This is a genomic window from Sphingobacterium paucimobilis HER1398 (assembly GCF_000416985.1).
Lineage (GTDB): Bacteria > Bacteroidota > Bacteroidia > Sphingobacteriales > Sphingobacteriaceae > Sphingobacterium > Sphingobacterium paucimobilis.
The window spans coordinates 501060-527070 of the sequence record NZ_ATDL01000015.1; the positions used below are offsets into that span (position 1 = coordinate 501060).

Here is a 26011-nt window from a genome sequence, read left to right on the forward strand (position 1 = left end):
CAGACCTATTATTAATTTAATCTTGTAATAGTATCTCCATTGGTATCAACCACTGCAGGCTGACCTTCTACGGGTTTACCCCCCTTGGCTTTATTGATCACGAAAGCCGCCCCCGATACAGGATCCACTTTCACATGATTAGGGTGAGAACCTGTTTCAAAATCACCTAATACAGCTAATGTTTTCGCATCAATGACTGTCGTAGTTCCCGTTTGACGGTTTGCAGAATAGATACGTTGTTTAACCCCATCATAAGCAATACCGATGGCACCTGCTCCTGTTGGAATACTTTGCAGGAGAGTTCCCTGTCCATCTAAAACAGTTACAGTACCCGATTTCTGATTCGCAACAAATAGTCTTTCGCCATCTGTTGTAATGTTTACTGGACCTTCTCCGCCTGAAGCAAACTTAGCTTCGACTTGTTTGCTCTTTGTATCCACTACATAAACAGCATTCTCTCCAATGACAGTTAAGAAAATTTTATCTGTACCGTTTAAGAAACTCATACCCGTAGCTGTCTTTCCAAGATTCTCTATAGAGTGAAGGTATTTATTTGTCTTACCATCTATAACCCATATACTACTCGGATCGCCCACATCAGACACATAGACGATATTATTAACCTCATCCACCAACACCTCTCGGGTATGTGATTTATCTGCTCCATTGACTATCGTTGCCAATACTTTCCCAGTCTTCAAATCGACCGCACTGACCGAATTTGTTCGCGTATTAGTAGTATAGGCTGTCTGGGTTTTATTATTAATGCCAATTCCAAATGGAGGATTATCTTTGAGACTGATACTATCTACGATAGCAAGACTGCTCGGATTTATTTTATAGATAGCTCCGCCTGGTGCGGTTCTAGAACCAGCCCCTGTAACGTAGATATGTCCATCTTTTTTGCTGATTACAGCTTCATAGACACCTGTACCGGCACGTGAAGATTTCTCCACCTCCTGAGCCGAAGAAGTCATACTACCCAGCAATAAACCAGAGACCAACAACAAAGTCTTCGACGGATAGCCATTCAATTGTTTTAGTTTACTTACATTCATATTGTATGTTTTTATGCTTGAAAGAATTTATTTTATTTTCCCAATGGGTATAGAATCTCCGAAACGCACTTTGCCAATATATTGCGCCATGTTTTCCCTCAGAATTTATAGCCAGACTTAATTTCCCCTTATAATGTTGTTCCAACCAGAGGTGATAACGCCCTAGATCCTCGCCCATATTAACCTCATTCGCTCCTACGCGTCGCTTTATTTCTCTACCACCCACGTAGAAGTACAGTTCTTGCCCACTATACTTATCCTCTCCACTAAACAACTCCTTACTGGCATAAGCATAAAGATTCTCCTCATCCATCCATATAGATGGCGAAAAAGCACCGATGACGCCAAAGATTTCCGGGTACTTCAGACCAGCATAGATAGAAACAAGCCCTCCCAAGGAACTCCCTACCAAAGCCGTATTTAAAGGGTTCACAAGTGTTCTATACTGCCGATCCACATAAGGCTTGAGGCGATGGACGAGGTCATCAAGATACCACCATCCCTTAGCGGTCGATAGCTCCTCTCCCGCATGCACCATATACTCCTCCTTCCTCACTTTATAATCTTCATCGTGAGCTACTGCTACAACAATAGAAGGCGTAATAGCACCGTCTATTGTTTCGTCTACCATCCACTCTATAGGTCCAGCCCTTCCTGTTGATGTCGCCTCATCAAACAGATGCTGTCCGTCGTGCATATAAATCACTGGATAGTGCCTATCATCCTTTAAATAGTTTTGAGGAAGATATATCCAGACTTTCTTATAAACGTTCAATTTCGGAAAGTAAAAATCTTCAGCCAATACATGTACCTGTTTACTCGCCGTAGACGTTGGAAAGAGATCCCGCCAACTTTCAATCGTCAAAAACACCTCCGACTCAGCGTCAACAGTTGTCATATGAGCTCCTTCTAATCTTCCATCTCCCGAAGTAGAAAGACTTTCCCAACTGCCCCGACTCATTTTCAACTCCAAGTCTCCTTCTTGTACTTCAGGGAGTACGACAGTTATAGATTTACCCTTCTCAGGGATCTCACCGACATAAAGATGATTAGGAGACCAATTATTAAAGGTTCCGGCCAGATACAATGCCTCACCGATAAAGCTGGAGCAATTATTATCAATATGGACATATATTTTATGCATCTTCTTAGACATAGTGCTGCTAATTTAGATAAGTTCTAAATAAAATGCAAGATATATTTAAAATGATTCTAAATAACTAGGTTTTTTATCAAAACAACAGACATAATAGAAAGATAGTTCTCCTTTAAAAAACAAAAAATAGTTTTGCCTGTTCTCCGTACACAATCTTTTAGTTCAATTAAGTATAAAACACGTAAAAAATGGCAAGTACAAAATCAAACAACAAAGAAGTAGCTAATTTCCTAGCAGAACTAGTTGCATTCCGCAATTCGCTAAAATTAATCCATTGGTCGATTACCGGCAAAGGGAGCTATGAAACACATATATCCCTAGACCAGGCTATTGATTCTCTTATAGATATTACAGATAGATTGGTGGAAACCACATTTGCTTTAAAGGGAACACTGGATATAATCATACCAGAAACCAAGCGTCCAACAGATCATATTAAGCACATCGAGCAATATTATGCACGTATTGAGAGCACGAGAGAATCTCTGTTTCCAGAAACCTTCTCCCAATCCATAATAGATGATGCTCAAGAAACCATTCAGCAGTTGTTATTCCGTCTAAAACGGTTGGAATAAAAAAAGGGAGCTTCACAAAACCACCGAAGCTCCCTTTTTTTCTATTTTAGTTTACATCTCCCACATCATACGATATTTTGTCTATTACGCGGTGCACAGGCAGTGAAAACCAGAATTCAGCACCTTTGCCGTAGGTACTTCTAAGGCCAATTTGTCCACCATGCTGTTTGACGATTTCTGCAGATATATATAAGCCAATCCCAAAACCCTGAATCCGTTCCCCTCTTTTTTGATTCACTCGATAAAACTTATCAAATATATAAGGTTGGTCCTTAATAGGTATACCTAACCCCTGATCCGTTACAGTAATACCACACTGTGCTCCTTCAATAAATGTGGTCACATACACCGAACTCTCCACAGGAGTATACTTGATCGCATTATTGATAAAATTAAGAATTACTCCCTCCACTTTGTGCATATCGGCATTCACCAGAAAACAGCTGGAGGTATTAAAATAAAGCTTATTATTAGGTTGAATAACCTCATACATCGCCTTAATCTTTTCCATTAGATCACAAAAATTAAATACAGATTTATCCAGTTCCAATTGTCCGTTCTGAAGTTTGGAGACATTCAAAAAGCCCTCAATAAGATTTTTCATACGCCCTCCCTGATCCAACGCCTGGCCCAGCATCTCAATTTTCTTTGATTCCTCAAATTGATGGTATCGTTTCGACAAGAGCTGTAAAAATGTTAAAATAGTTGTCAACGGAGTTTTAAGTTCATGACTAGCAATACTAATAAAGTCCAGCTTACGTTGCATCTCTTCTTTCGCCTGTGTCAAATCAATCAGAATCCCCTGTATATAGGTCTGTTTTGCATCAAGATACTGTATAGCCACAAGCCGTATCCATATACCAGCCTTAGTTTCCACATTTTCAATCTCACACAGCATATCCATAGGTACATTATTCGAAACCAGTTGAAAAAATGCTTCATGCAACGGTTTACGGTATTTATCCGAAAAGCAGGACAGAAATTGTTTAAAACCTAAAGAAGATCCCAATTCAAATCCAAATTGCTTTTGGGCATGTTCATTGAACCAAATCTCATCCATGTTTTTAGAAATGCTGAATGTACCTATTCCCGCCGCATCAATCACCATACGAAGTTCTTTTTCCTTCTGAGCGATTATATGATGATAGGTTGTAATTTGCTCCTGTTGGAGCATACTATCCGTCACATCCCGAGATACACCTATCAGCCACAAAGGAATTCCATTTTGATCAAAGAACACTTTCCCCTTACTGTTGATCCACCGCATAGGGCTAGCTTTCACCTTATTCACACGAAATAAAATCTCATATTCCCCTCCGTTGCCCGGACGTTTTGCATTTTCAATAATATCTGCAATAGACTTTCGATCATTTGGGACTACAGCCTCCATAGCGACAGACACATCCAAACTTTCTACACCTTCAAAGCCAAGAAGCGATTGTGTAATCTCATCCCAATGCAACCTATTGCTATCAAAATATAAAGTCCAAGTGCCAAAATTAGCCGCCTTTAACGCCATATCCAGCTGCTCTTCACGCACGATTATTCTCGACAAAATGGATTTAGCCATTTCTTTCAGTTGAACTTCATCCTCATAGTTAGCAAACAAAGACCTAATAGTCTCAATATTAGCTTGAGTCAGTCGAGCTACATCTGTCGTGGTATCGAAAAGATCTTCTAAAACCCGCTTCTCGATCTCGCCATTGTCCTTCCCTTCCCTTTTCACCGCGGCACTTATCGTACCACAGTGCAACAATGCATAAGTATTACCTGCTGCATCCAAGAATGGCCTTAATTCCATATCAAAATAGCAGGTTTCCACTTTCCCACCTAGATAAAGCTCCATAGGCATATCATTGCCAATAAAAGGCAATCCTGTTCTCCAGACCTCCTTGGCCTTCCGAACAAACGACGCACTGATAACAACCTCGTTTTCAACGTCTAAAACCCATCCTACAGAAGACTCCTTCCTTCCCCAATAAGACAACATCTTTTTATTAACAAATCGAACTCGTAGATCATCATTGTCGTAGACAGCAACAGCTTCAGAAGAGGAATAGCTCAAAATATCAAGAAGTACGGCATCGGATAATATCATTCCCATAAAAAGATTGGTTTAAAAGCACACACACATCTATCCTTATGCGACACAATGTCTGCACAACAATATACACGAAATTTTTTATTTTTGCAGTAACAACTTTTTCGCAAACCTTATAAAAAGTAAATTCATTTTATTTTTATATACCTTTAAGTATGCTTACCTCGTTATTAATGACGAGTAACTATCAAAAAAATAATCATGCAATATCCCGCTTTATCAAAAATAGCTTACATACTGTCATGTATGTTATTTTTAGCTTGTAACAATCCTAATCAAAACACTTCAGACCGAAAATCAGAACAAAAAAATGAGTCCTATTCAAATACGGATAGCCTCCCTGTCGATGATTCCCCCATATGGAGCTATGATTACAATGCTGATACTTTAATTCGACTTGACTCCAATCGCAGTAATACCCTTACCGCAACAGAAGCTATAAACATAATCAATAAAACATACCAAGGAAAAGTCACCTTAACTCTTGTAAGACAAGGAGCAGATACAATAAAAGTGAAAATAGAACACCCCGAAGTACTGACCCAGCAAATGGGATCCACAGGAGCTCAGGCCTATATCGCCTTAGCTACATTCACCCTGACGGAACAAACAGGAGTAAACTACGTAACTTTTGATTTTTAGGAGGGAGATCATGCCAGTCCCGGGACATACAGCAGGCATTCTTTTAGCAATCATCGCTAGATACCTTTCACAAGGTATAGAATAAAACAATTCTCAATTTAGAGTGAATCATAGTACTGCTTGAGTTCTATAATCAGTTCGTCGTAGAGTTTATCATCCGCTTTAAGCATCCCTTCATCCCTATAATAATAACTCCAATTGTCATTTGCTCTACCTGTTGATTGCAAAACTTCCCTATTAATCTGTAACCTGATTTTACTATTCTTTTCGTCGTTGACTTGAACAAAAAAATTGACGGTATAGCGCCGGTCCAGCTTTGTCCAAGCTTTCGGTTTCAAAATAAATCGTATCTGTACAAACCTTTGTCGACTATCTATAGATTGAATAAAATAATCCTTTTCCAATAAAAAAGATTGTAGATGCTCAAACGTTTTGTCGACATCCATATCAGATACCACCAAATAAGGAAGCTTAGGGCGCGCAACGGCACCACTCACAAACAAAGTCAGTAAAACACCCAGTAAAATTTTTGAAAACAAAAAGCCAATCCGCATAATTAACAGTTTTTAAAAAAAACAATTCCTCCTTACTCACCCTATTAGATCCCAACAGTAATACACTTTTACATCTATTATTTCCTAAAATACCTAAACCATCAAAGACATACAAATTTTCTCCCCCACCTCTTAGAATAGAAATATTCTAAATAACAACCCCTTTATTTACATTTAATCTAAATAAAGATTTATATTTGCACTGTTTTCAATTTATTACTAGAAAAGATATGCGCTATAGTTATAGCTTTGCTTTTTTGCTGTTTTCATACTGCTTAACAAATTTACTCTTCGCCCAATCAAATGATAGGATACAAGGTCGTGTTATACAACAGGACGGTCGTCCTATTGCGGAGGCGACTATAAAAATAGCTGATCAGACTATCCTATCACGTTCGGATGGTTCCTTCAACAGCACAAAAGCAATAAAAGGAAGACAGATTATTCGAATATCTGCAATCGGATATGTCCCTCATATGGATACCCTAGATATGGATAACGCTAAGAAAGTCTTCCTAGAAATAATACTCTACCCTAAGGAAAATACAATAGACCAAGTTGAGGTACAGGGAAAAACACAAATACAAAAACTTAGAGAAGAACCTATACGGAGTATTGTAATAGATACAAAAGCTGCTGCCGAACAACCGACTTCACTGGCAGAAATCATGAACAGGGCACCGGGCATACGAATTAGACAAAGTGGCGGAGTCGGCAATCAAGTGGATGTATCTATAAACGGCTTCCAAGGAAATGCAGTGCAATATTTCCGTGATGGAATCCCATTAGAATACCTCGGTGGTGGCTATGGCATCAACAATGTTCCTATCAATCAATTGGAACATGTCGAAATCTATAAAGGAGTGGTCCCCGTAAATCTAGGTGGCGATGCTCTGGGAGGAGCTGTCAATCTAGTGACCAACCAAAATCATAAAAAAACATTTCAGGCTTCTTATGAGGTAGGCTCATTTAACACCCACCTAATCAATCTGTCGGGACAGCAACAGTTTCGGAACAATTGGTTTGCTGGCATAGATGCTTTTGTTAATTATTCTGACAACGACTACCAGGTTGATATCGAGACTGTAGACGAGAATGCAAATCTAAAACCAGCACGGGTAAAACTCTTCCATAATGCTTACAAACACTATTTTACAGAAGCTTATGCGGGTATTAAAAACAAAAAATGGGCTGATGAATTACGCTTGTCCATAGCTCTTTACCAAATAGACAGACAATCCCAGCATCCCGCATTAATGACGAATCCCTATGGCGCAATCAAACTCAACAACAAAGGGATCGTCCCTTCTATCCGTTATAAAAAATCCTTTTGGGATGACCGCATCGACTTAGACCAATTTGTTTCCTACAGTAGCACCAATCGCCACAGAACCGACACCGTAAAAGGCACTTTTGACTGGTATGGAAAATTTACGCCAGGAACCTCCGTTGGAGAAAGTCCAAACCCTTCTTTAGCGAGCATAGATTATAAAAATATAATTAGTAGAACGGCACTATCTTTCCATATCACCCCGCAACATCAGATTCATACCAACTTTATACTCAATCGTAATACACGTCAGGGAAGTGATCCCCTAGGGTTCCGCTTCACGGGAACTGATATAGATGTATTGAGCAAAGAGGCGACCTATCAAAAATCAATACTAGGTTTATCTTGGGAATCCAATTGGTTTAACAAAAGACTAACAAACCAACTGTTTATTAAACATTTTTCTTTTACATCAAAGGGAATCAATGCATTTCTAAGCAACGACACTGACTTAAATAAGTATAAGTCAGTATCTGATCAGAGTTGGGGATTTGGAAATGCAGTCAAATATCAGATCAATAATAGGAGCTTCCTAAGAGCTTCTGTCGAGCTTACCAATCGCCTCCCCCTCCAAGAGGAATTGTTTGGGGATAATGATACCAGAGCTCCTAATTTTGACCTCAAACCAGAGCGGAGTTTTAATGCCAACTTAGGTTATCGCTACGCTACAGAAAACTTTGCGACAGAAGTAGGAACCTTCTACCGCCGCACCAAAGGGATGATACTCTTGACACCTATACAGACGCCATTCTCACAGTACAAGAATCTAGACAGCATACAAGGCTATGGTTTTGATATAGACCTGTCCTATAGGTTGTTTAAACATTTTGAAATTACGGGAAATGCAACCTGGCAGGATCTCCGTATGGTTGACATCGGTGTACCATTGTATAAATGGATCGAGGGTACTCGTGTTACCAATACCCCTTATTTTTTTAGCAATATTGGCTTGAAGGCTAATTTCCAAAATGTATTTGCAAAAAATGATGCAATCAAACCTTATATCCATTATAACTTCATCCGTGAGTTTTATCTAGTCCATATTCCGAAAGACAAAGAAGCGGATGGTTTTTTGGGGCTCACAGGTAGCTCCAAAGTCGACACAAAAGACTTAGTTCCTGATCAGAGTTTAATGAATGTCGGCTTCAATTACGTCTTCCCTTCATCAAAATGGTCACTGAGTGCCGAAGTCAAAAATCTTATGGATGCTAAATTATACGATTACTATAAAATACAGCGACCTGGACGAAGTGTGCATGTCAAAATAAATTATTACATAAAATCATTTAAAAGTTAATATCATGAATAAGATCGGTTTTAATTTTGTATTAGGACTATTGTCAACGACTCTATTTTTTGGAGCCTGTAAAAGCGACAAAACTTCTGATCCCGACCCTGAAGAACAATCGCAATCTAAATACGTCGTAATGACGGTCAGTGATCGCAACCAACCCAATGGTGGCGGCTACATATCGGCATTTGATCAATACCCGAGCGGGACAATCTCCAATGTTACAGGAGAAAAGACTCTACAAGGCGTCAAAGGTATGGCAGGCTAGAGACCCTATGGCAACTGGATCTTTAAAATGGTGCGTAGCAGTGATGCCGCTCAAGGTATCGAAAAAATTGAAATTGCTCCTAACGGAAAAGTTACTGTAGGGAAATTCATTTCTTCCAAAAACCAAACCGAAGCCGCTAAATATAATGGAACCGGAAATTTTGTAATACAAAATGAAACATCCGGTTTTTATTGGGACGCCGCAGAACCTCTGAATATCCAAAAATTCAGCCCTGCTGAGATGAGAAACACAGGTTCCATAGACCTTGTTCAAGTGGTGAATGCAAACATTAAAGAAGGTGATGCCGCAGCTATCAAATTCAAATCCATAGGCCAAAAGTTTCTTGCCATAAAAGGAGGCAAGTTATTTGCGAACATCACCTATGGCAAACTGAATACGACTCAAGCTGGATTTTTTGACGACTATTTTCCTGACGTCTACATAGCGGTCATAGATATAGCTACGGGCAAACACGAAAAAACCATAAAAATAGAAAATACAGGAGGTATTGCCTATATTAACGATAATCCGATGTACGATTTTGACACCAATGGGGACCTTTATATCGTAACGCAGGGAACGCATGCACAGGGACTTGGAGGAAAATCCAAAATAGTCCGTATAAAAGCCAACGAAACCGATATTGACAAGGACTGGACACTTCACTTTTCTGATTTCAGACCTGAGGACAATGGTAAGTTTGTAGGCGTATATGCTAAAAACGGTCAATTGATCGTCGTTTTAAATACTGAAAAGTTAGAAGGCGGCCCCACCGGAAACATCAACAGCAAAGACATCTGGAAATTCCACGTCGTAGATGTCACTAAAAAATCCTTTAAAGAGATTGAAGGTATACCTACTGGAATCAATCCTGGTGCGGCCCTAGCTGTGGTAGAGGTTGATAATAAAGTATTATTAAGAGGTGCTGTTTCTTCAGGAGCAAATGCGTACTACGAGTATAACTACGCTACCAATACCGCTACGAAATCGTTCGAAGTAAAAGAAGGAGGAACGCTGACAGGCTTTGTCAAAATACAGGTCAAATAATTTTACATCCATATCTTTTTTTCAGGAATAAGGGCTGCAACAAGTTGCAGCCCTTATTTCGTAACGTATATCGACCACACTAATCTTCTCGAGAACCATCGTCTGCCATACGAACAATCTTAGGTAAAAAAGTAGCTACCTCATCCACCAATCCAGTTTGAGCGGCCATTACCGTATGGATATCTTTGTATGCCATTGGTGCTTCATCCATTCCCGCTCCCAACAAGCGTACCCCATTATCAGCAAGCATCATCTTCAATTCCACTGCAGACAACGTCTTAATAGCCTGTGTACGGCTCATCAATCGTCCGGCACCATGAGAAGCTGAGTTAACAGCAGTCACCTCCCCCTTACCACGCACTAAAAAACCTGGAGTAGCCATAGATCCTGGAATAATTCCCATTACCCCTTTACCTGCTGGCGTTGCCCCTTTACGATGTACAATTACTTCTGCCCCGTTATACTGTTCTTTCCAAGCAAAATTATGGTGGTTCTCAATCTTCGTCAAAAGAGCGGCTCCCAACGCACGTCTAATTTTATCATGGATTACCTCATGACAGGCAGAAGCATAATCTCCTGCCAGGTTCATCGCCAACCAGTATTCTTGTCCCTCCGCCGAATTCAAATCAAGATAAGCCAGATTCTCTGCCTGATAAGGAAGCTTACACAATTGCTTTGCTAGCTTTGTATAATGCCCTGCAATAGTCGCACCTAATCCACGCGATCCCGAATGTGTCAACAGCGCTAGATATTTCCCTTTTTCTACCCCTAAAGCTGGATCTGAATCTGCAAACTCCATTACCCCAAATTCAACGAAGTGATTCCCCCCGCCCGAAGAACCTAATTGCGTCCAAGCCTTATCTTTCAAGGCCCGAACAAAAGCATTGGACTCAAAAACAGAACTATCTAAGACACTATGATCTACACGCTCGTGCTTCAGATATCCGTTACCAGCTCCAAAACGCGTGTGCTTCATAATCAATTCCTCCAATCTATCTTTATATTCCTCAATATAAGTCGCCGGGATATCAAATACAGATAAAGCCATACGGCAACCGATATCTACCCCTACTCAATATGGTATCACTGCATTATCAGTAGCCAACACACCCCCGATAGGTAGGCCATACCCCTGATGAGCATCCGGCATAAGCGCTCCCGTAACAGTAACAGGCAATCGCATGGCTATATCCATCTGTTTTCTTGCTCCTGCCTCAATATGTTCTTCTCCAAACACCCTATAGGCTAAGGATTCATCACGTAAGGGAATACATTCGTCCATGATACTATCCTGTAGTAATAACACTTCAGCCAATGGCTTGAATACTTCGTCCGTCAAAAATTCGTTTGGATCCGTTAATACCGCTTTAAAATTGGCTAACATCTGTTCACGCGTAAAACCTAATCGCCTCTTATTAATCTTCAGTGCGACCCCCATCGCATGATTCTCTTTATAACCTATCGCTAGTAAATCATTACCATTGATTCTCTTATTTTCCATTTCCTGTTAAAATTATACAAGTGTTACTTTAAAATTTACTTCTATTTTTTCCTACAGCGCCCCTACTTAACGAACAACTGTTTTAATTGATCGACAATCTGCCCATTTCCAGATACCGAGATACTGTTGATCTTCTCCGCGATCTTCTCCACATACTCCATCTCCTTCAACTTGAACAACATCGTATTCTCCTCCATTAACTTGGCTGTATTCAACAAGCTTCTTGTAGAAGCTGTTTCCTCTCGACGCATAATAATATTAGCCTGTGCCCGCTTCTCTGCAATCAATACCTGGTTCATGATCTCTCGCACATCACCTGGCAAGATAATATCCTTAAGCCCCCCCGTCAATAACCGTACCCCCAGACCATCAGCTTCATCTGCTGTAGCTTCAATCACATATTTGGAAATTTCTACTTTATTTTCCATTAATTCATCCAACGTCATCTGTCCAATATAGCGACGTAATACCAACTGCATCGACGAATACAATTGTTTTTCAAAATCCTTATTTTCCACCAAAGCCCGCTCGATCGAATTAACCCAGTATTGTACCGAGAAATTAATTCTTAGCTGTGCTTTATCCTTCGTCAGAATTTCTTGTCCCGTAATCTCTAGGGTAGTCACACGTACATCTACCTTACTCACAGCAATACTTCTCGCATTCTTCCACCAATAGTAAGTACCAGCTTCCAGAAGCTTTACAAAAACTCCATCGACAAACAATACACCTTTTTCGCACGCTTCGACCTTATATTGACGCACATAGTAAGCCAATGTTTGCTTTTCCAAAAGTTGACGTGATACCGTATCCGAAATAGCAATATCTGAAATATTTTCAATCTGTATACGGTAGGATTGCAATCCCTTCCAGAACACATGCCGCCCCGCCGCAAGTACTTTATTAAAATTATTATTCACAAAAACCAGCGCCAATTCGTCGTCAGCGATATCGACTACTTCGACCACAGCCGCGAAACCGTCGATCTGTAGCAACACATCGATGTCATGAACGGTATGAAATGGCTTAGACAGATCATAGCATTCCAATTTTTCGCCAAAACCTAACCAATACTTTCCTTGTGTCAGCACACGCACTGCCAAGTTATGCTTAACAACTATACCTACCTGATTTACATTTACTGTTACTCTTTTCATGATATTTCTTTTTAATGCTGTTTTTAAATTACTTAACAAGCTTTTCGTGTTCTGTCCATCGTTCCCAAACGGAATCCAAAAGGAGCATTTTATTTCCATTCCCATAGGTTATAAAAATATTCCTATGATCACGGTGCAAAAATGCCTGTTCTGAATTGCAGAGTATGGTTGCGATTGTCCTATCCATCTTTTATTCCAGCAAGAATCAGTAATACCGACTCAGACTTTCTAAAAAACAAATACGACCGAACAAAAGACGAAAAGCTCTAATGAAGACTTTTTGAAAGAAAGTCTAAACTTAATCAAAGCAGAATTCCTAAATTCTGTGCATTCGGCCACTATGCTATTCTACTTGCGTAGAAGTGGGATTCGAACCCACGTTTGATGAGTTGTTGTTCTACCAGACTGAACTATCCCGACGAGTCGGAAGCAGGATTCGAACCTGCGACATACAACGCTGTAGTTGCGCACCGCGCAACTCATTTCCTCTAAACCGTATACTTTGCCAGCATATTGTATTCTATTGAACCAACACTATCCTGCTATGCAGAAACAGGAGACCAGGGCAGCCTACACGATATTAAAGGCTTCTTTGTGCATTATGCACCTATCTTAAAGCTTGACGCTATTTTTAATCAAAGAACAATTGTCGTTACCGACATTACAAAGGTGCGCCCATCACTACGCAACGGTTATGCGTATTAAAAAAAAGAATACAAAAAAAAAACTAAAACCCTGTTTATCACCTAGAATAAAAACAACAAAAGAATAAAAAAATGATATTACGCAAATAGAATGCGTAGTAAAATAAATACCCTATATTTACACTGTACATATTTTTCTTACCTCACACATGGCAACGAATAAACTCGCGCTCATCCGATACAAAATCATTGACAGCTGTCTTCGGCAGACCCACCGCAAATGGACACTAGAAGACTTAATAGAACGGGTTTCTGACGGACTTTATGAATTTGAAGGTATCCATAGTGGAGTAAGCAAAAGAACGTACAGGGAGACATACAATTAATGCGAAGTAATAAACTGGGCTATAATGCGCCCATTGTCGTTCTCAACCGTAAGTTCTACACCTACGACGCCCCCCACTATTCCATCAGCAATTCGCCTCTCTCTGACCGTGATATATCTAAGATGAAAGATGCTGTTGACATTCTAAAGCACCTTAATGGTTTCTCCTATTTTGAAGAAATGAGTGATATGATTGTGCGTTTAGAAAACAGCCTGTCCAAGCAGACCGACAAATCCGCTTCGCATATACAACTGGAGAGCAACAATCGATTAAAAGGATTGAATTGGATTACGCCCATACATAAGGCGATACGAGAGCAGATCCCTCTACTCATAAGTTATAAATCGTTTAAGTCAAAAACCGAACAAGAAACCGTATATTATCCCTATCTACTCAAAGAATACCGAAACAGGTGGTTTGTCATCTGTCAACCCAAAAAAGGAAAAACACTGATTACACTAGCGCTAGATCGTATAGAAGATCTGAATGAAATGGAAAAATCGGGATACGTCCCCTACAGTGGTATAGATTTCGAACGCTATTATGCAGACACTATCGGTGTCACAAAATCAGAAAAAGACAGAGGGCATCGTGTCATATTACAGGTCGATTCCAAAAATGCGCCCTATGTCACAACCAAACCCATACACCCATCTCAACAACTCCTGAAGACCGAAGCCGATGGTACCGTATTAATTCGCCTCGATGTGGTATTGAATTTCGAACTGGAACGCGAAATATTAGGTTTTGGAGAATCGGTGAAAGTGTTAGCACCAAAAACCTTAGTAGATCGCATCAAACGCAGAACACGTAAGATGTTACAACAGTATATAGAAAAGCAAAATACCTAAAGCTAGAAACATGAAATCATTAACATTAGGCCAACATTTCGGAGAGAGCAAAAGAAAGATTAAATTCAACAATCTCATTATAAGCGAAGCGGTAATTGCCCCTAATTCCCACGTACCTTGGCATTATCATGAGAATGCTTACTTCCTTTACAGCGTCAAGGGCAATTTTATGGAGGTCAATAAAAAAGAGAAAATACAATGTTCACGTAATACATTACTCTATCACAATTGGCAAGAACCCCATTACAATGAAAGCATCTCCGAAGGTGTCAATTATTTTCATATCGAGATTGAAAAGAAATGGTTTTCTCAAAAAGAATTAAACCCCGATATCATAGAGGGTAGCATAAACATACATCATCCCGAGATTAAATCTCTATTCCAAAATATATACAAAGAGCTCAACGTACAAGATGCCGTCACCCCCATAGCGATTGAAGGCATGTTGCTACAGGCTTTTGCACTATTACAACGCGATACACAAAAAATCACATTAGGACATACTCCCAAATGGGTCAATAGACTCCAAGAAATAATAGCTGATTCTTACGACGTTAACCAGTTAGATTTACAGCAATTGGCGGAGCAGATTGGAATCTCAGCGGTCCATCTTTCACGGACTTTCCCCCGTTATTTTGGCGAAGATCTTAGTCGATTCATCCGCAGGCGAAAGATTGAGCTCAGCAGAGAACTACTCGATCAGGGAGAACTATCCAACGCAAGTATCGCTTACCAATGTGGGTTTGCAGATGAAAGCCACTTTATTAAAACATTCAAAAATTACTATGGAATGACTCCTGGAGACTACAAAAAACAAACAGCTAAGGAATATAAAAACCGTCTTTAGTTCGTTGAGGAAAAAGAAAAACTACAAGCCCAAGAAGAGGCAATAGACTAATTATATTCTGTATATAATCTATACCCTTCACGTCTGCCAAACTTCCCATAATTGCAGCCCCTATCCCACTCATCCCCATAGCTACTCCATAAAACAATCCGGACACCATGCCAATTTTGCTGGGCATCAGTTGCTGGGCGTATACCAATATTGGAGAAAACGACAAAGAAATCAAAAATCCCACTACAGTAATCAACACCACAGCGGTGGTAATATCCCCATAAGGAACCATAACAGCGAACGGAATACTGCCCAATACAGATTTATCTCATGAGATTTTGGCAGGTATGTCGATTGACTGATCACTTGTGTTTTTAATTTTCGATTAATACAATTTACCATGTAATTCAGCCCGTCCCTTATTATACATTAATTTTGCCCAGATATGACTTTCCAGATCAATATCAAGTGCTGCTGCGAGATCGAATAACCGAATGACAGCATCGGCAATCTCATCTTCTAATGTATCCTTTACCATATCCAGAAACAGTTGAGATAACACTTTATAATGGCGATCCATTGCGAATTCGTACAACTGGTACCCTGCTTTTTCTACCGTTTCCTCAAAATCAGCAAACCTAACGCGTCTACCTTTTCGATCCGCCTCCAAAGCCTCTCCGAGCTCGCCTGTAATTAACATCAGGCATTCTCCTATATTGATCTCTCTATTCCAAAATCCTTTCTCCTTATTCTGTTGAAATATCGCTCTACATAACTCGTTCAGGTGGGGTATTTCAATTTTCTTGTTTTCCATGGCAAACTTAAATTGGGTTAATATATATCAATATTGCTTTATCCGTGTAAACTCACGCATAGTCTCTACCAAAAACTCGACAGCTTTTAAATCCACTGCATTATACAGTGACGTTCTAAATCCACCGACATGCCGGTGTCCAGCTATTCCTACGATGCCTCTCTGCGATGCGAAAGTCGAAAATTCATATTCCAGATCTTTAGCGTTCATGACAAAAGTGACATTCATACGCGAGCGGTCTTCTTTCCTTGCTGTTCCGGAAAAAAGAGGATTATCATCAATTTCCTGATACAAAAGCGCTGCTTTACGTATATTTTCCTGTTCGATAACGGATACTCCTCCCTTAGCAGCTAACCAACGTAAATTAAGCATCGTTACATATATGGCATATACCGCTGGTGTATTATATAGTGACCTGTGAGCCACATGTACTCCGTAGTCAAAAATCGTCGGTATATCCCGTCCTGTTCTTCCCAGGATACCTTTTTTGACAATGACTAAAGTCATTCCAGCAGGCCCGATATTCTTTTGCGCTCCAGCATAGATGAGACTATAGGCAGACACATCAATATCCCGACTAAAAATATCGGAGGACATATCACATACTAAAGGTATATCTACTTGGGGAGTCTCAAAGGTCCCTGTCCCATATATGGTATTATTGGAAGTAAAATGGTAATATGCAGCATCTTTCGGAACGGTAAATCCCTTAGGATAAAAGCTATAATCCGCATTGACAGAACTTGCTATAACAGATACCTTCCCGAATTTTTTAGCTTCAGCAATTGCTTTACTAGACCACATCCCTGTGTCTAAATAGATAGCGGTTCCATCATCGGGTAACAGGTTCATGGGCACCATCGCAAAATGAGAACTCGCTCCACCTTGCAAAAAAATAATATCATGTGTATCAGGCACAGCCAATAGTTGACGTGCCAACTGCTCTGTTTCATTAAGCACCTCTATAAAATCTTCACTCCTATGCGATATCTCCAAAATAGAAAGTCCCGTGTTGTTAAAGTTCTGAACGGCTTCTGCTGCTTCTGCCAAGACCTCTTTCGCCAACTTACCAGGACCAGCTCCAAAATTGTATTTCATAACCATAATAAATATTTATAAACCATCAGCACCAACTGAATCATGGGCATAAAGCTAGGAGTAAATTGGAGGAGTAAAGTAGTGCAGTTTGTTTTATTCATCTAGACCAGATTGTACGAATGGGCTCATGTAAAATTCGTGGACTGCCTCCATATGCAACTTCTGGTTCATTCATAAACTATAAAAACTTACTTACTTTTGAAATAGAAGCTGAAGTAGATAGAAGATCAGGGCATCATTGCTTTTTTTTTAAACGATTTCCCCAATTAGGTACGAGTCGCTCGACTCGTACTTCTTTTTTAAACACCTAATAATGAAAACATTTAGATCACCTCACTCCTAATCAAATAATTAATCTGGTCCCTCAATAATAAAGAATCTGTACCATCCGTGCATATCTATTTAGATTTACTTTTGTCGCAAAGTTCAAGAGGGCCTATAGATATAAAAAGAATAGTTTATCTGATATCCTAGATCCTTTTTCAATATTTCTTTAACAACATTAAACCAGTGTCATCAATGAAAACTAAAGAAGAAGACAAACTAAAAGCCAGTGATCTACCAAGTATCATCATCGCAGGTTTCGTTTCTGTGATCGTAAATTATGGAGGTACCTTTATTTTAATTTTTCAGGCAGCAAAAGTCGCAGGATTAAGTCCCGAATTGACCTCGTCATGGGTATGGGCGGTATCACTTGGAACCGGATTGACAGGGCTTTGGTTGAGCATACGCTACAAAACGCCCATCATTACCGCATGGTCAACCCCAGGAGCGGCATTCCTTATCACGGCACTGGCTACAGTACCTTATTCCGAAGCCATTGGTGCCTATGTCGTATCAGGTGCTGCTTTTCTTATACTTGGCCTTTCCGGAATGTTCGACCGCGTGATCAAACTAATCCCACAAGGGATTGCTGCAGGATTATTGGCTGGTATCCTCTTCCCTTTCGGGATCAATGCTTTCAAAGAAATATCCGTAGACCCAGTATTGGTCTGTCTTCTGTTTGTCGCATTTATATTTCTAAAACGCCTTACGTCAAGATATGCCATATTAGGGGTTTTGGTCATCGGACTTTCCTACCTCCTGATTACTGATAGTATCACTTTTAGCACACTCGAATGGAGTCTATCCAAACCTGTATTTACTGCGCCTGTATTCTCGGCCAATGCTCTATTGAGTGTTGCTTTACCCCTCTTTATAATCACATTGACAGGGCAATACATGCCCGGTATGCTCGTCCTCCAAAATGATGGTTACAAGGACATGAGTGCCAATCCGATACTGACTGTTACAGGCTTAGGGTCTATGGTATTTGCTGTCTTTGGCTCGTCTCCATTTAACATTGCAGCCATTACAGCAGCAATAGCTACAGGAACAGATACACACGAAAATCCAAAAAAAAGATATATTGCCGGCATAACATGTGGCATCCTGTATTCCTTGGTAGGCATTTTCGGGGTGACCTTTGTAGCACTATTCATGGCATTTCCCTCTTCCTTCATCGCGATGTTGGCGGGCTTGGCATTATTAGGTACCATTGCAGGCAGTATATCCAGTGCCATGGCAGATGTAAAGACTAGAGAAGTAGCACTGATCACATTTTTAGTCTCTGCTGCAAATATTAGTCTATTTGATATCGGTGGAGCTTTTTGGGGGCTAGTAGCCGGCCTCCTGGCTTATATGGTGATCAATGGTAAGTTCAAATGGTTCAATAAAAACAAAAAAAATAGCATTAAAAATAAAGAATTCGTCAATCTTTCCTAAAGATAAATATCCACCTTATTAAATTGGAGTACCAGCTTCGGTGATCGCCTGAATACTACGCTCAAGAATAACAGATAACTTCATATCAGGAGATCCCGGAGTCTTTTTACCCAACCCTAAATCGTAAAATGAAAACAAAATATATTGATCTAATCGACCAGACATTTGTATTCCCGCAGCCGGAATTTACACTCGACTCAAGTAATCAGCTACTTTTTCACGGTGTCGACCTCATGCAACTCGTTGCAGCGCATGGTACCCCGCTTAAATTCACCTACCTACCACGCATATCACAGAATATCCAACGTTCGAAGTCTTGGTTCCAAAAAGCAATGAAAAAAATCAGCTATCAGGGCGAATATCACTATTGCTACTGTACAAAAAGCTCGCATTTTAGTTTTGTATTAGAAGAAGTGCTCAAGAATAATGTTCATATCGAAACCTCATCTGCTTTTGATATAAACATAGTAGAAAAACTAATCAGTGAAAATAAAATAAGTAACAGTACCTCCATATTATGTAATGGCTTTAAGAACGCAGCATATCTAGATAATATAATAAGGTTGAACAAGGCTAGAGAAAACAATGTAATTGTCATCCTGGATAATTATGAAGAGCTGAACTTACTATTGGCCAAATGTGACAAAAAAATCAACGTAGGCATCAGGATCGCCTCAGAGGAAAGTCCCAAATTTGAATTCTATACCTCGCGGCTAGGTATTGGCTATAAGAACATTCTTACCTACTACCGCAACGAGATAAAAAACAATGATCAGGTCGAACTGAAAATGCTTCATTTTTTTATTAATTCAGGCATTCGTGACACCTCTTATTATTGGAACGAACTATTGAAGTGTATAAAGATATACGTAGAGCTGAAAAAAGAATGTCCCAGTCTTGACAGTTTGGATATAGGAGGTGGTTTCCCCATTAAAAACTCCTTGGCATTCGAATATGACTATGAATATATGGTGGAGGAAATTCTCAGCCAGATCAAGAATGCATGTAGCGAAGCTCATATCCCGGACCCTAAGATTTTCACGGAGTTCGGATCATTTACAGTAGGAGAAAGTGCCGGCGCAATTTATAAAGTAGCTTATCAGAAGAAACAGAATGATCGCGAACGGTGGAATATGATCGATTCCTCTTTTATCACTACCCTCCCCGATTCTTGGGCTATCAATAGTCGTTTTATTCTTCTTGCATTAAATCGTTGGAACGAGAACTATGAACGCGTACTCTTAGGGGGTGTCACCTGCGACAGTGAAGACTACTACAACTCCGAACAGCATCTTAATGCCATATATCTTCCAAAATTCAACAAAGACAAACCTCTTTACATTGGCTTCTTCAATACAGGAGCCTATCAGGAAAGTATAGGGGGATTTGGTGGAATTCACCACTGTCTTATTCCACATCCAAAACATATACTGATTGACCGCGATGAGCAAGGTGAAATCAAGGTAGATGTTTTTTCAGAGCAACAAAATGAAGATCAGGTATTGGATATCCTTGGATACAATAGAAAAGATAAATAACAGAAATATGTGGAGAATACCCCTAATTTCAAAAATTGGCTAAACGCCACTCACAAGTAAAATATACTAATATCCGATAACGAATGTTAACCAGTTACCAGATGTTATGAACCTTCTATTTTATTTCCTTTAAATACCCCAGTTTTACATCGGTCAAATACCAAAACAAATATGGAAACACACTTGATATACTACCACAGTCCTGAGACTGCTCTAAACGAAACACAGATTCTTGATTATGGCACGGATGATAATGGATTCTTTATCATACCTCAGGAATCCTGCTATTTTCCAGGTGGAGGGGGACAAGAAAGCGACACTGCAGAAATAACCATTGGCAATACTACCAGCCCAATAATAAAAGGGACTTTTAATGCTAATAGTCTAAAAATCTACATCGATAGACAGGAAATAGAAGACAATGCAATTATTACCCTTAGAATTGATCCCATCAAGAGAGCGGTAAACTCCCAACTACACACCGCTGGACATCTTATCACCTCTATAATATATGAAGAGCTTAAACTCAATCTTACCCCTATAAACGGTTCACACTATCCTAGTAATAGCGCAATAGAGTTTGACACAGCGAATACAGTCCAAAACATTACTATAGAAGCCATCAACAGCATCTTAGATACCCTTATCCTCCAAAAGCTCCCAATTCATTCCAAGGTAGTTTCAACAAGTTCTTCCGATTACAAAGACTCATTTAGAATTTCTCACTTCACCCCAAAAGCCGATACAAGCATTAGACTTGTAAAAATAGGCAAGTACCTGAATTATGCATGCGGGGGCACTCACGTTGCTGATACAGCAGAGCTTCAGGGGATAAGAGTTTTAAAAGTAAACACAAAGAAGAATATCCTTAAAGTAAAGTACGGCTTCTAAAATCCAAGCCAACAAAGATAGGACAGAATTAAAAAACAACGGTAGACCAGGGACGAATAGAGCAATGCCTCTTGATATAGTTAGGAATCCTAACTACTTTTGAATAAGGCAATATTGCCTCAGGAACAGATTAAAATTTTAGTGAACATGTCAAAATCAGTTTTTTACCATGCTGGATGTCCCGTATGCATTAGCGCAGAACACGACATCGTCAACCTTGTAGGAACCGACAACGTAGAAGTCGTACATATCGGTGAAGTCAGAGAACGGATAGAAGAAGCAGAGAAAGCTGGCGTAAAGTCCGTACCCGCTTTAGTAACACCACAAGGCAATGTGCTACACATCAACTTTGGTGCATCGATTGCAGATGTAAAAGGTTAAATGTTTGCCCCACTTGGATAGGATAGCTATCTTTGTGGGGCATTTTTCGTATTAAAATAGAATCAAACAATCATTAAAATCAATAAAAATGCAAGTAGCTGTTTGGGATACCTACGTAACAAAAAAAGATGGGACGATTATGCACTTTGACATTATTGTCCCCGCAGAAATAACAGATGCCACTATAATTTACGATTATGGAAGAGACTATCTGAAAAGTAAGAATCAAGAAGGGCAGCCACTGACTGCCCACGAGTGCCAATTCTGCCATGTAGAACAGGTCAGAACCGAATGGCAAAATGAAATAAAAGAAAAAGGAGTTTTCATCTATGAAATGGAAAACTGTAAGTAAGCAGCATATACCATGAACAGATCCGATTTTGATCTGGAACAACAGAACAGCAATATAGAAAGCAAAATTGTAGCTTCATTGGAAAGAATAACTCAGTCTTTTCGTGTGCTACTATGGCGTCAGAGTAAAGAATTTCCTCTGACGCCTACTCAAATACAACTCTTGATTTTTCTACTTCACCACGATGCCGAAAATCGGAAGGTAAGTTACCTCGCTCAAGAATTCAACATGACCAAGGCCACGATCAGTGAGACTGTCAAAACATTGGAACAAAAAGAATTTATTGTCAAGGAATATGAGGAACAGGATACAAGAAGCTACACCATCCACCTAACAGACAAAGGAAGAGAAATTGCTCGACAGACCTCCTTATTTACAGAAGAAATAAGAACACCTATCGATAAATTAAACGATACGAGCAAAGAAACACTATTATCCAGTCTTCTAGAAATCGTCACCCATCTCAATCAATCCGGAATAATAAGTGTTCAGAGAATGTGTATCAACTGTTCCTATTATCAATCTTCGGATAATGGAACACTTCATTATTGCCGATTGCTAAATCAAACTTTAGCCAGCACAGATCTTCGGATAGACTGCCCGGAACATCAAACAAAATCGCTCTAGATGAAAAGATAGTTAACACCTTTTTTTGCTAGCGACTATCTTAAATCTGATATCCGACATCTAACTTCTAAATACTATCTTTGCAACTTATTTTAACATAGGCGTATCGTGATCAACGTAAATAATGTCTCCGTATCATTTGGAGGGACAACTCTTTTTAGCGATGTATCTTTTTCTATCAATGAAAATGATAAAATAGCCCTTATGGGCAAGAATGGTGCTGGCAAGTCCACTCTATTAAAAATCATTGCCGGTGCTGGCAAACCCACAAACGGCAACGTATCAGGACCGAAAGATGCTGTCATCGCCTACTTGCCACAACATTTATTAACGCAGGACAATATGACCGTCTTCGAAGAGACCTCAAAAGCCTTTGAAGAAGTCTATCAGATGCGTGATGAATTAGAAGCACTGAATGAACAGCTAAACGTACGCACGGATTATGAAACGGACGATTACATGAAGCTAATCGAACGTGTGTCCGAACTCAGTGAAAAGTTCTACTCTATTGAAGAGACCAATTACGACGCTGAAGTTGAAAAAGTACTCAAAGGATTAGGCTTCGAGCGTACAGATTTTACACGTCAGACCTCAGAGTTCTCTGGAGGATGGCGCATGCGAATCGAACTGGCCAAAATTTTGTTAAAAAAACCAGACTTAATCCTTCTCGATGAACCGACCAACCATATGGATATCGAGAGTATTCAATGGTTAGAGGATTTTTTAATCAATTCGGCCAAAGCTGTCATTGTAATCTCCCACGATAGAGCGTTCGTCGACAACATCACCAACCGTACCATCGAAGTAACAATGGGACGTATCTACGATTACAAAGCAAAATACAGTCATTACCTAGAGCTTCGTAAAGATCGTCGTTTGCATCAGTTGAAAGCATACGAAGAACAGCAAAGGTTCATAGCGGACAACCAAGAATTTATCGACCGTTTTAGAGGGACTTATTCCAAAACCTTACAAGTACAGTCCCGGGTTAAAATGTTGGAAAAACTAGAAATAATCGAGATAGACGAAGTCGATACGTCAGCCTTACGTTTAAAATTTCCACCTTCGCCCCGTTCGGGTCAATACCCTGTAATGGTAGAAGAACTCACTAAAAAGTATGGCGACCATGTGGTATTTGAAAAAGCAGCCATGGTCATAGAACGTGGAGAGAAAGTTGCCTTTGTCGGTAAGAATGGTGAAGGTAAATCAACCATGATTAAAGCCATCATGGGAGAAATAGACTTCGAAGGGAGCCTAAAAGTAGGTCATAACGCCAAAATAGGTTATTTCGCACAAAACCAAGCAGCCCTACTCGATGAGGAATTAACCGTATTTGAAACCATTGATCAGATTGCTGTAGGTGATGTACGTGTCAAGATCAAAGATATGTTGGGTGCTTTTATGTTTAGTGGAGACGACACCACTAAAAAAGTGAAAGTCTTATCAGGCGGTGAAAAAACCAGATTAGCGATGATTAAACTCCTTTTGGAACCCGTCAACGTATTGATTCTCGATGAGCCTACCAACCATTTGGATATGAAGACCAAAGACATTATCAAAGACGCACTTCAGGATTTTGATGGTACTCTTATTTTAGTGTCCCACGATAGGGATTTCCTCGACGGACTGGCAACCAAAGTATTTGAATTTGGAAATAAACGTGTCCGTGAGCACTTTGAAGATATAAAAGGATTCTTAGAATATAAAAAAATGAACAGTTTAAAGGATATCGAACGTTAAGCCTATTTCCGTTCATCCTTCATATTTGACCACTTATCAATACGTTTGATACAGTGGTCAAGTTTTTTTTGGCGATATACGACCCCATTAAACGTCTCTTTCACCCAATTTACGCTCTAATTTTTCAACCTTATGGTACAACTGTTTGATTAGCTTATACTGTTCCTGTTGGGTATCGTACAGGCCCTTAATTTGCTCTTCAAGTAAAATATCGATCTTTTGATGAAGACTACGTATTTCCAGTTCAGCTTTTAGATTCACCAAGTAGTCATTTTCACCTCGCATTCGATCCTTTTCCTCTTGCCTATTCTGGCTCATCATAATAATTGGTGCTTGCAAAGCCGCGACACAGGAAAGTACAAGATTCATCAGAATAAAGGGATAAGGATCAAACTGTTCACCTTTCAGGGCCAGCGTATTAAAAGCGATCCACACCAGTAGAATAACGATAAAAATAATTATAAAACGCCAACTTCCACCAAACTGCGCAACCCTATCTGATATACGTTGTCCCCTACTCAAAATCTCTTTAGGTGGATGGACCAATCGATCTACAATAAGCTCTTCTTCCTCCATAGTCCGCCTGACGATCTCATGGAGCTTACGTATATTATCATTATTCTTCTCAACGATTTCATCAATTTGCCTACGATTACTCATGGATAGCTTTAAATAGTTTTGAATTAAAGTTAGGGATTTAGCCTCAACTAACATAATAAAAAAATCGGGTAGCGCTTCAATTACACTACCCGATTTTTTAACCTATACTATGCAGTTAAGCAAATGCCTTATCCCCCTTTTTGTATGGGAACTCGCCATCATATCGACCAGGGACTTTCACATAACGGAGTGCTTTCGTACAGCCCAGTTCCGAATTAAAGAATCCAGTAAGCGTCAATTGCTTGAACATCGTAAACCAATGTGAAGGATCGTTCTCTTCCGAATGATAAAGCTCATTTTGTTTCACTTTATTTTTCTCACGGATTTCTTTTTGCTCTTCAGCCTGTTTCTTATTGAACTCTCTAGCTTCTTTATCGAGTACTGCAGCTATTGCCGTACGGTCTTCAATAGAAAGCTCACCAAAAGGTTTACCTTTTACCTCTTTCGCTTTTGCATCCAGGGAGGCAAAACCTTCCAAAAATACCTTCTGCTGTTTCTCTGTGTAGCAATCTCTTACCATCACTGGAATAAAACTGCCCACACCAGCCTCTTTAGCCCCGGGTGTTGCTGTAGGAGGCAAAATAGCATCAGCCAGATCACCTAATCGTTCAATGATATCTTTCTCAAATAACCCTGCAACGTCTTTAGACGCAGGTCGTGTACAACCTTCCAAAAATAAGTTAGCACCAATTACGGAACCACCCAAAATCATGGCCACACGTTGTATTGCTTCTCTTCTATTCATCT

General features: G+C 39.8%; 27 protein-coding genes. 15 read left to right on the top strand and 12 right to left on the bottom strand.

Annotated features, from left to right (window positions below):
* Nucleotides 1-11 precede the first annotated feature (11 nt).
* Both M472_RS34975 and M472_RS0122820 read right to left on the bottom strand, forming a co-directional pair.
* Complete coding sequence (locus M472_RS34975) at nucleotides 12-1058, bottom strand: YncE family protein (protein ID WP_021070601.1); 1047 nt, start codon at nucleotides 1056-1058, stop codon at nucleotides 12-14.
* Nucleotides 1045-2214, bottom strand: coding sequence for an alpha/beta hydrolase (locus tag M472_RS0122820; RefSeq protein WP_021070602.1), 1170 nt, complete (start codon nucleotides 2212-2214; stop codon nucleotides 1045-1047). Before M472_RS0122820 ends, M472_RS34975 begins: the two co-directional genes overlap by 14 nt.
* Before the next feature lie 188 nt (nucleotides 2215-2402).
* Between M472_RS0122820 and M472_RS34980 the strand changes: the two genes are divergently transcribed.
* Entirely contained in the window at nucleotides 2403-2789 is a 387-nt protein-coding gene (locus M472_RS34980; RefSeq protein WP_021070603.1) for a DUF5856 family protein, read from the top strand.
* A 46-nt stretch (nucleotides 2790-2835) separates the two neighbouring features.
* Here M472_RS34980 and M472_RS34985 read toward each other — a convergent pair whose 3' ends face one another.
* Entirely contained in the window at nucleotides 2836-4893 is a 2058-nt protein-coding gene (locus M472_RS34985) for a sensor histidine kinase (RefSeq protein ID WP_081643177.1), read from the bottom strand.
* A 243-nt stretch (nucleotides 4894-5136) separates the two neighbouring features.
* On the opposite strand from M472_RS34985, the gene M472_RS34990 reads away from it, so the two are divergent.
* Nucleotides 5137-5532 carry a hypothetical protein gene (locus tag M472_RS34990; RefSeq protein ID WP_021070605.1) on the top strand — a complete coding sequence of 132 codons (396 nt, stop codon included), beginning with the start codon at nucleotides 5137-5139 and terminating at the stop codon, nucleotides 5530-5532.
* A gap of 98 nt (nucleotides 5533-5630) precedes the next feature.
* Here M472_RS34990 and M472_RS34995 read toward each other — a convergent pair whose 3' ends face one another.
* Nucleotides 5631-6086 carry a hypothetical protein gene (locus M472_RS34995; RefSeq protein ID WP_021070606.1) on the bottom strand — a complete coding sequence of 152 codons (456 nt, stop codon included), beginning with the start codon at nucleotides 6084-6086 and terminating at the stop codon, nucleotides 5631-5633.
* Between the two features lie 230 nt (nucleotides 6087-6316).
* On the opposite strand from M472_RS34995, the gene M472_RS35000 reads away from it, so the two are divergent.
* The 3 genes from M472_RS35000 to M472_RS35005 are packed head-to-tail and all read left to right on the top strand — an operon-like array spanning nucleotide 6317 to nucleotide 10022.
* Nucleotides 6317-8713 carry a TonB-dependent receptor gene (locus tag M472_RS35000; RefSeq protein ID WP_021070607.1) on the top strand — a complete coding sequence of 799 codons (2397 nt, stop codon included), beginning with the start codon at nucleotides 6317-6319 and terminating at the stop codon, nucleotides 8711-8713.
* A 4-nt stretch (nucleotides 8714-8717) separates the two neighbouring features.
* Entirely contained in the window at nucleotides 8718-8975 is a 258-nt protein-coding gene (locus M472_RS45770) for a hypothetical protein (RefSeq protein WP_021070608.1), read from the top strand.
* Between the two features lie 27 nt (nucleotides 8976-9002).
* The gene (locus M472_RS35005; RefSeq protein WP_021070609.1) at nucleotides 9003-10022 is read left to right on the top strand and encodes a hypothetical protein; all 1020 of its coding nucleotides are present in this window, start codon (nucleotides 9003-9005) and stop codon (nucleotides 10020-10022) included.
* 79 nt (nucleotides 10023-10101) lie between these two features.
* Here the strand turns inward: M472_RS35005 and M472_RS35010 are convergent, their stop codons facing one another.
* The 3 genes from M472_RS35010 to M472_RS35015 all read right to left on the bottom strand — a co-directional run bounded on the left by M472_RS35010 (nucleotide 10102) and on the right by M472_RS35015 (nucleotide 12680).
* Nucleotides 10102-11070, bottom strand: a complete 969-nt coding sequence (locus M472_RS35010; protein ID WP_021070610.1) for an RtcB family protein — start codon at nucleotides 11068-11070, stop codon at nucleotides 10102-10104.
* Between the two features lie 24 nt (nucleotides 11071-11094).
* Nucleotides 11095-11523: an RtcB family protein gene (locus tag M472_RS45985; protein WP_021070611.1), complete on the bottom strand. Its 429-nt coding sequence runs from the start codon at nucleotides 11521-11523 to the stop codon at nucleotides 11095-11097.
* A gap of 62 nt (nucleotides 11524-11585) precedes the next feature.
* Nucleotides 11586-12680 (bottom strand): slipin family protein, encoded by a 1095-nt coding sequence (locus M472_RS35015; RefSeq protein WP_031301752.1) that lies wholly within the window; start codon nucleotides 12678-12680, stop codon nucleotides 11586-11588.
* 853 nt (nucleotides 12681-13533) lie between these two features.
* Between M472_RS35015 and M472_RS45780 the strand changes: the two genes are divergently transcribed.
* Genes M472_RS45780 through M472_RS35025 form a run of 3 tightly spaced genes read left to right on the top strand, consistent with a single transcriptional unit; the run spans nucleotide 13534 to nucleotide 15408 of the window.
* Nucleotides 13534-13710 carry a hypothetical protein gene (locus M472_RS45780; RefSeq protein ID WP_235049508.1) on the top strand — a complete coding sequence of 59 codons (177 nt, stop codon included), beginning with the start codon at nucleotides 13534-13536 and terminating at the stop codon, nucleotides 13708-13710.
* A complete protein-coding gene (locus M472_RS35020; RefSeq protein WP_235049509.1) occupies nucleotides 13710-14561 on the top strand; it encodes a helix-turn-helix transcriptional regulator in 852 nt (283 codons plus the stop codon). Before M472_RS45780 ends, M472_RS35020 begins: the two co-directional genes overlap by 1 nt.
* Nucleotides 14562-14571: 10 nt before the next feature.
* Complete coding sequence (locus M472_RS35025) at nucleotides 14572-15408, top strand: helix-turn-helix domain-containing protein (RefSeq protein WP_021070614.1); 837 nt, start codon at nucleotides 14572-14574, stop codon at nucleotides 15406-15408.
* Here M472_RS35025 and M472_RS35030 read toward each other — a convergent pair.
* From M472_RS35030 to serC, 3 genes are all read right to left on the bottom strand, one after another.
* A complete protein-coding gene (locus M472_RS35030; RefSeq protein WP_144062719.1) occupies nucleotides 15383-15715 on the bottom strand; it encodes an MFS transporter in 333 nt (110 codons plus the stop codon). The genes M472_RS35025 and M472_RS35030 overlap by 26 nt on opposite strands.
* A gap of 69 nt (nucleotides 15716-15784) precedes the next feature.
* Nucleotides 15785-16213 (bottom strand): nucleoside triphosphate pyrophosphohydrolase family protein, encoded by a 429-nt coding sequence (locus M472_RS0122845; RefSeq protein ID WP_021070616.1) that lies wholly within the window; start codon nucleotides 16211-16213, stop codon nucleotides 15785-15787.
* 27 nt (nucleotides 16214-16240) lie between these two features.
* The gene (gene serC, locus M472_RS35035) at nucleotides 16241-17311 is read right to left on the bottom strand and encodes a 3-phosphoserine/phosphohydroxythreonine transaminase (RefSeq protein WP_021070617.1); all 1071 of its coding nucleotides are present in this window, start codon (nucleotides 17309-17311) and stop codon (nucleotides 16241-16243) included.
* 519 nt (nucleotides 17312-17830) lie between these two features.
* Here serC and M472_RS35040 point away from each other — a divergent pair.
* The 7 genes from M472_RS35040 (at nucleotide 17831) to M472_RS35070 (ending at nucleotide 24604) form a co-directional block, all read left to right on the top strand.
* Nucleotides 17831-19075, top strand: a complete 1245-nt coding sequence (locus M472_RS35040) for a benzoate/H(+) symporter BenE family transporter (protein ID WP_021070618.1) — start codon at nucleotides 17831-17833, stop codon at nucleotides 19073-19075.
* 128 nt (nucleotides 19076-19203) lie between these two features.
* Entirely contained in the window at nucleotides 19204-20613 is a 1410-nt protein-coding gene (locus M472_RS35045; protein ID WP_021070619.1) for a type III PLP-dependent enzyme domain-containing protein, read from the top strand.
* Between the two features lie 171 nt (nucleotides 20614-20784).
* A complete protein-coding gene (locus M472_RS35050) occupies nucleotides 20785-21504 on the top strand; it encodes an alanyl-tRNA editing protein (RefSeq protein ID WP_021070620.1) in 720 nt (239 codons plus the stop codon).
* 147 nt (nucleotides 21505-21651) lie between these two features.
* Complete coding sequence (locus tag M472_RS35055; protein ID WP_021070621.1) at nucleotides 21652-21885, top strand: hypothetical protein; 234 nt, start codon at nucleotides 21652-21654, stop codon at nucleotides 21883-21885.
* An 88-nt stretch (nucleotides 21886-21973) separates the two neighbouring features.
* The gene (locus M472_RS35060) at nucleotides 21974-22237 is read left to right on the top strand and encodes a DUF2024 family protein (RefSeq protein WP_021070622.1); all 264 of its coding nucleotides are present in this window, start codon (nucleotides 21974-21976) and stop codon (nucleotides 22235-22237) included.
* Nucleotides 22238-22249: 12 nt separating this feature from the next.
* On the top strand, nucleotides 22250-22864 hold the full coding sequence (locus tag M472_RS35065; protein WP_021070623.1) for a MarR family winged helix-turn-helix transcriptional regulator: 615 nt from the start codon (nucleotides 22250-22252) through the stop codon (nucleotides 22862-22864).
* Nucleotides 22865-22972: 108 nt separating this feature from the next.
* Nucleotides 22973-24604 carry an ABC-F family ATP-binding cassette domain-containing protein gene (locus M472_RS35070; protein WP_021070624.1) on the top strand — a complete coding sequence of 544 codons (1632 nt, stop codon included), beginning with the start codon at nucleotides 22973-22975 and terminating at the stop codon, nucleotides 24602-24604.
* An 87-nt stretch (nucleotides 24605-24691) separates the two neighbouring features.
* Here the strand turns inward: M472_RS35070 and M472_RS35075 are convergent, their stop codons facing one another.
* Together M472_RS35075 and M472_RS35080 are read right to left on the bottom strand one after the other, a co-directional pair.
* Nucleotides 24692-25264: a DUF1003 domain-containing protein gene (locus M472_RS35075; protein WP_037458620.1), complete on the bottom strand. Its 573-nt coding sequence runs from the start codon at nucleotides 25262-25264 to the stop codon at nucleotides 24692-24694.
* 115 nt (nucleotides 25265-25379) lie between these two features.
* Complete coding sequence (locus M472_RS35080) at nucleotides 25380-26009, bottom strand: gluconate 2-dehydrogenase subunit 3 family protein (RefSeq protein ID WP_021070626.1); 630 nt, start codon at nucleotides 26007-26009, stop codon at nucleotides 25380-25382.
* Between the last annotated feature and the right edge of the window lie 2 nt (nucleotides 26010-26011).

What these genes read in the sequence shown, in the direction of transcription:
- M472_RS0122845 (WP_021070616.1), bottom strand. Translation starts at nt 16,213, where the DNA reads ATGGAAAACAAGAAAATTGAAATACCCCACCTGAACGAGTTATGTAGA.
- M472_RS35080 (WP_021070626.1), bottom strand. Translation starts at nt 26,009, where the DNA reads ATGAATAGAAGAGAAGCAATACAACGTGTGGCCATGATTTTGGGTGGT.
- M472_RS35025 (WP_021070614.1), top strand. Translation starts at nt 14,572, where the DNA reads ATGAAATCATTAACATTAGGCCAACATTTCGGAGAGAGCAAAAGAAAG.
- M472_RS35060 (WP_021070622.1), top strand. Translation starts at nt 21,974, where the DNA reads ATGCAAGTAGCTGTTTGGGATACCTACGTAACAAAAAAAGATGGGACG.
- M472_RS35000 (WP_021070607.1), top strand. Translation starts at nt 6,317, where the DNA reads ATGCGCTATAGTTATAGCTTTGCTTTTTTGCTGTTTTCATACTGCTTA.
- M472_RS34975 (WP_021070601.1), bottom strand. Translation starts at nt 1,058, where the DNA reads ATGAATGTAAGTAAACTAAAACAATTGAATGGCTATCCGTCGAAGACT.
- M472_RS0122820 (WP_021070602.1), bottom strand. Translation starts at nt 2,214, where the DNA reads ATGTCTAAGAAGATGCATAAAATATATGTCCATATTGATAATAATTGC.
- M472_RS35055 (WP_021070621.1), top strand. Translation starts at nt 21,652, where the DNA reads ATGTCAAAATCAGTTTTTTACCATGCTGGATGTCCCGTATGCATTAGC.
- M472_RS35040 (WP_021070618.1), top strand. Translation starts at nt 17,831, where the DNA reads ATGAAAACTAAAGAAGAAGACAAACTAAAAGCCAGTGATCTACCAAGT.
- M472_RS45985 (WP_021070611.1), bottom strand. Translation starts at nt 11,523, where the DNA reads ATGGAAAATAAGAGAATCAATGGTAATGATTTACTAGCGATAGGTTAT.
- M472_RS35020 (WP_235049509.1), top strand. Translation starts at nt 13,710, where the DNA reads ATGCGAAGTAATAAACTGGGCTATAATGCGCCCATTGTCGTTCTCAAC.
- M472_RS35015 (WP_031301752.1), bottom strand. Translation starts at nt 12,680, where the DNA reads ATGAAAAGAGTAACAGTAAATGTAAATCAGGTAGGTATAGTTGTTAAG.
- M472_RS35075 (WP_037458620.1), bottom strand. Translation starts at nt 25,264, where the DNA reads ATGAGTAATCGTAGGCAAATTGATGAAATCGTTGAGAAGAATAATGAT.
- M472_RS45770 (WP_021070608.1), top strand. Translation starts at nt 8,718, where the DNA reads ATGAATAAGATCGGTTTTAATTTTGTATTAGGACTATTGTCAACGACT.
- M472_RS34995 (WP_021070606.1), bottom strand. Translation starts at nt 6,086, where the DNA reads ATGCGGATTGGCTTTTTGTTTTCAAAAATTTTACTGGGTGTTTTACTG.
- M472_RS35010 (WP_021070610.1), bottom strand. Translation starts at nt 11,070, where the DNA reads ATGGCTTTATCTGTATTTGATATCCCGGCGACTTATATTGAGGAATAT.
- M472_RS45780 (WP_235049508.1), top strand. Translation starts at nt 13,534, where the DNA reads ATGGCAACGAATAAACTCGCGCTCATCCGATACAAAATCATTGACAGC.
- M472_RS34985 (WP_081643177.1), bottom strand. Translation starts at nt 4,893, where the DNA reads ATGGGAATGATATTATCCGATGCCGTACTTCTTGATATTTTGAGCTAT.
- M472_RS34980 (WP_021070603.1), top strand. Translation starts at nt 2,403, where the DNA reads ATGGCAAGTACAAAATCAAACAACAAAGAAGTAGCTAATTTCCTAGCA.
- M472_RS35050 (WP_021070620.1), top strand. Translation starts at nt 20,785, where the DNA reads ATGGAAACACACTTGATATACTACCACAGTCCTGAGACTGCTCTAAAC.
- M472_RS35045 (WP_021070619.1), top strand. Translation starts at nt 19,204, where the DNA reads ATGAAAACAAAATATATTGATCTAATCGACCAGACATTTGTATTCCCG.
- M472_RS34990 (WP_021070605.1), top strand. Translation starts at nt 5,137, where the DNA reads ATGTTATTTTTAGCTTGTAACAATCCTAATCAAAACACTTCAGACCGA.
- serC (WP_021070617.1), bottom strand. Translation starts at nt 17,311, where the DNA reads ATGAAATACAATTTTGGAGCTGGTCCTGGTAAGTTGGCGAAAGAGGTC.
- M472_RS35065 (WP_021070623.1), top strand. Translation starts at nt 22,250, where the DNA reads ATGAACAGATCCGATTTTGATCTGGAACAACAGAACAGCAATATAGAA.
- M472_RS35005 (WP_021070609.1), top strand. Translation starts at nt 9,003, where the DNA reads ATGGTGCGTAGCAGTGATGCCGCTCAAGGTATCGAAAAAATTGAAATT.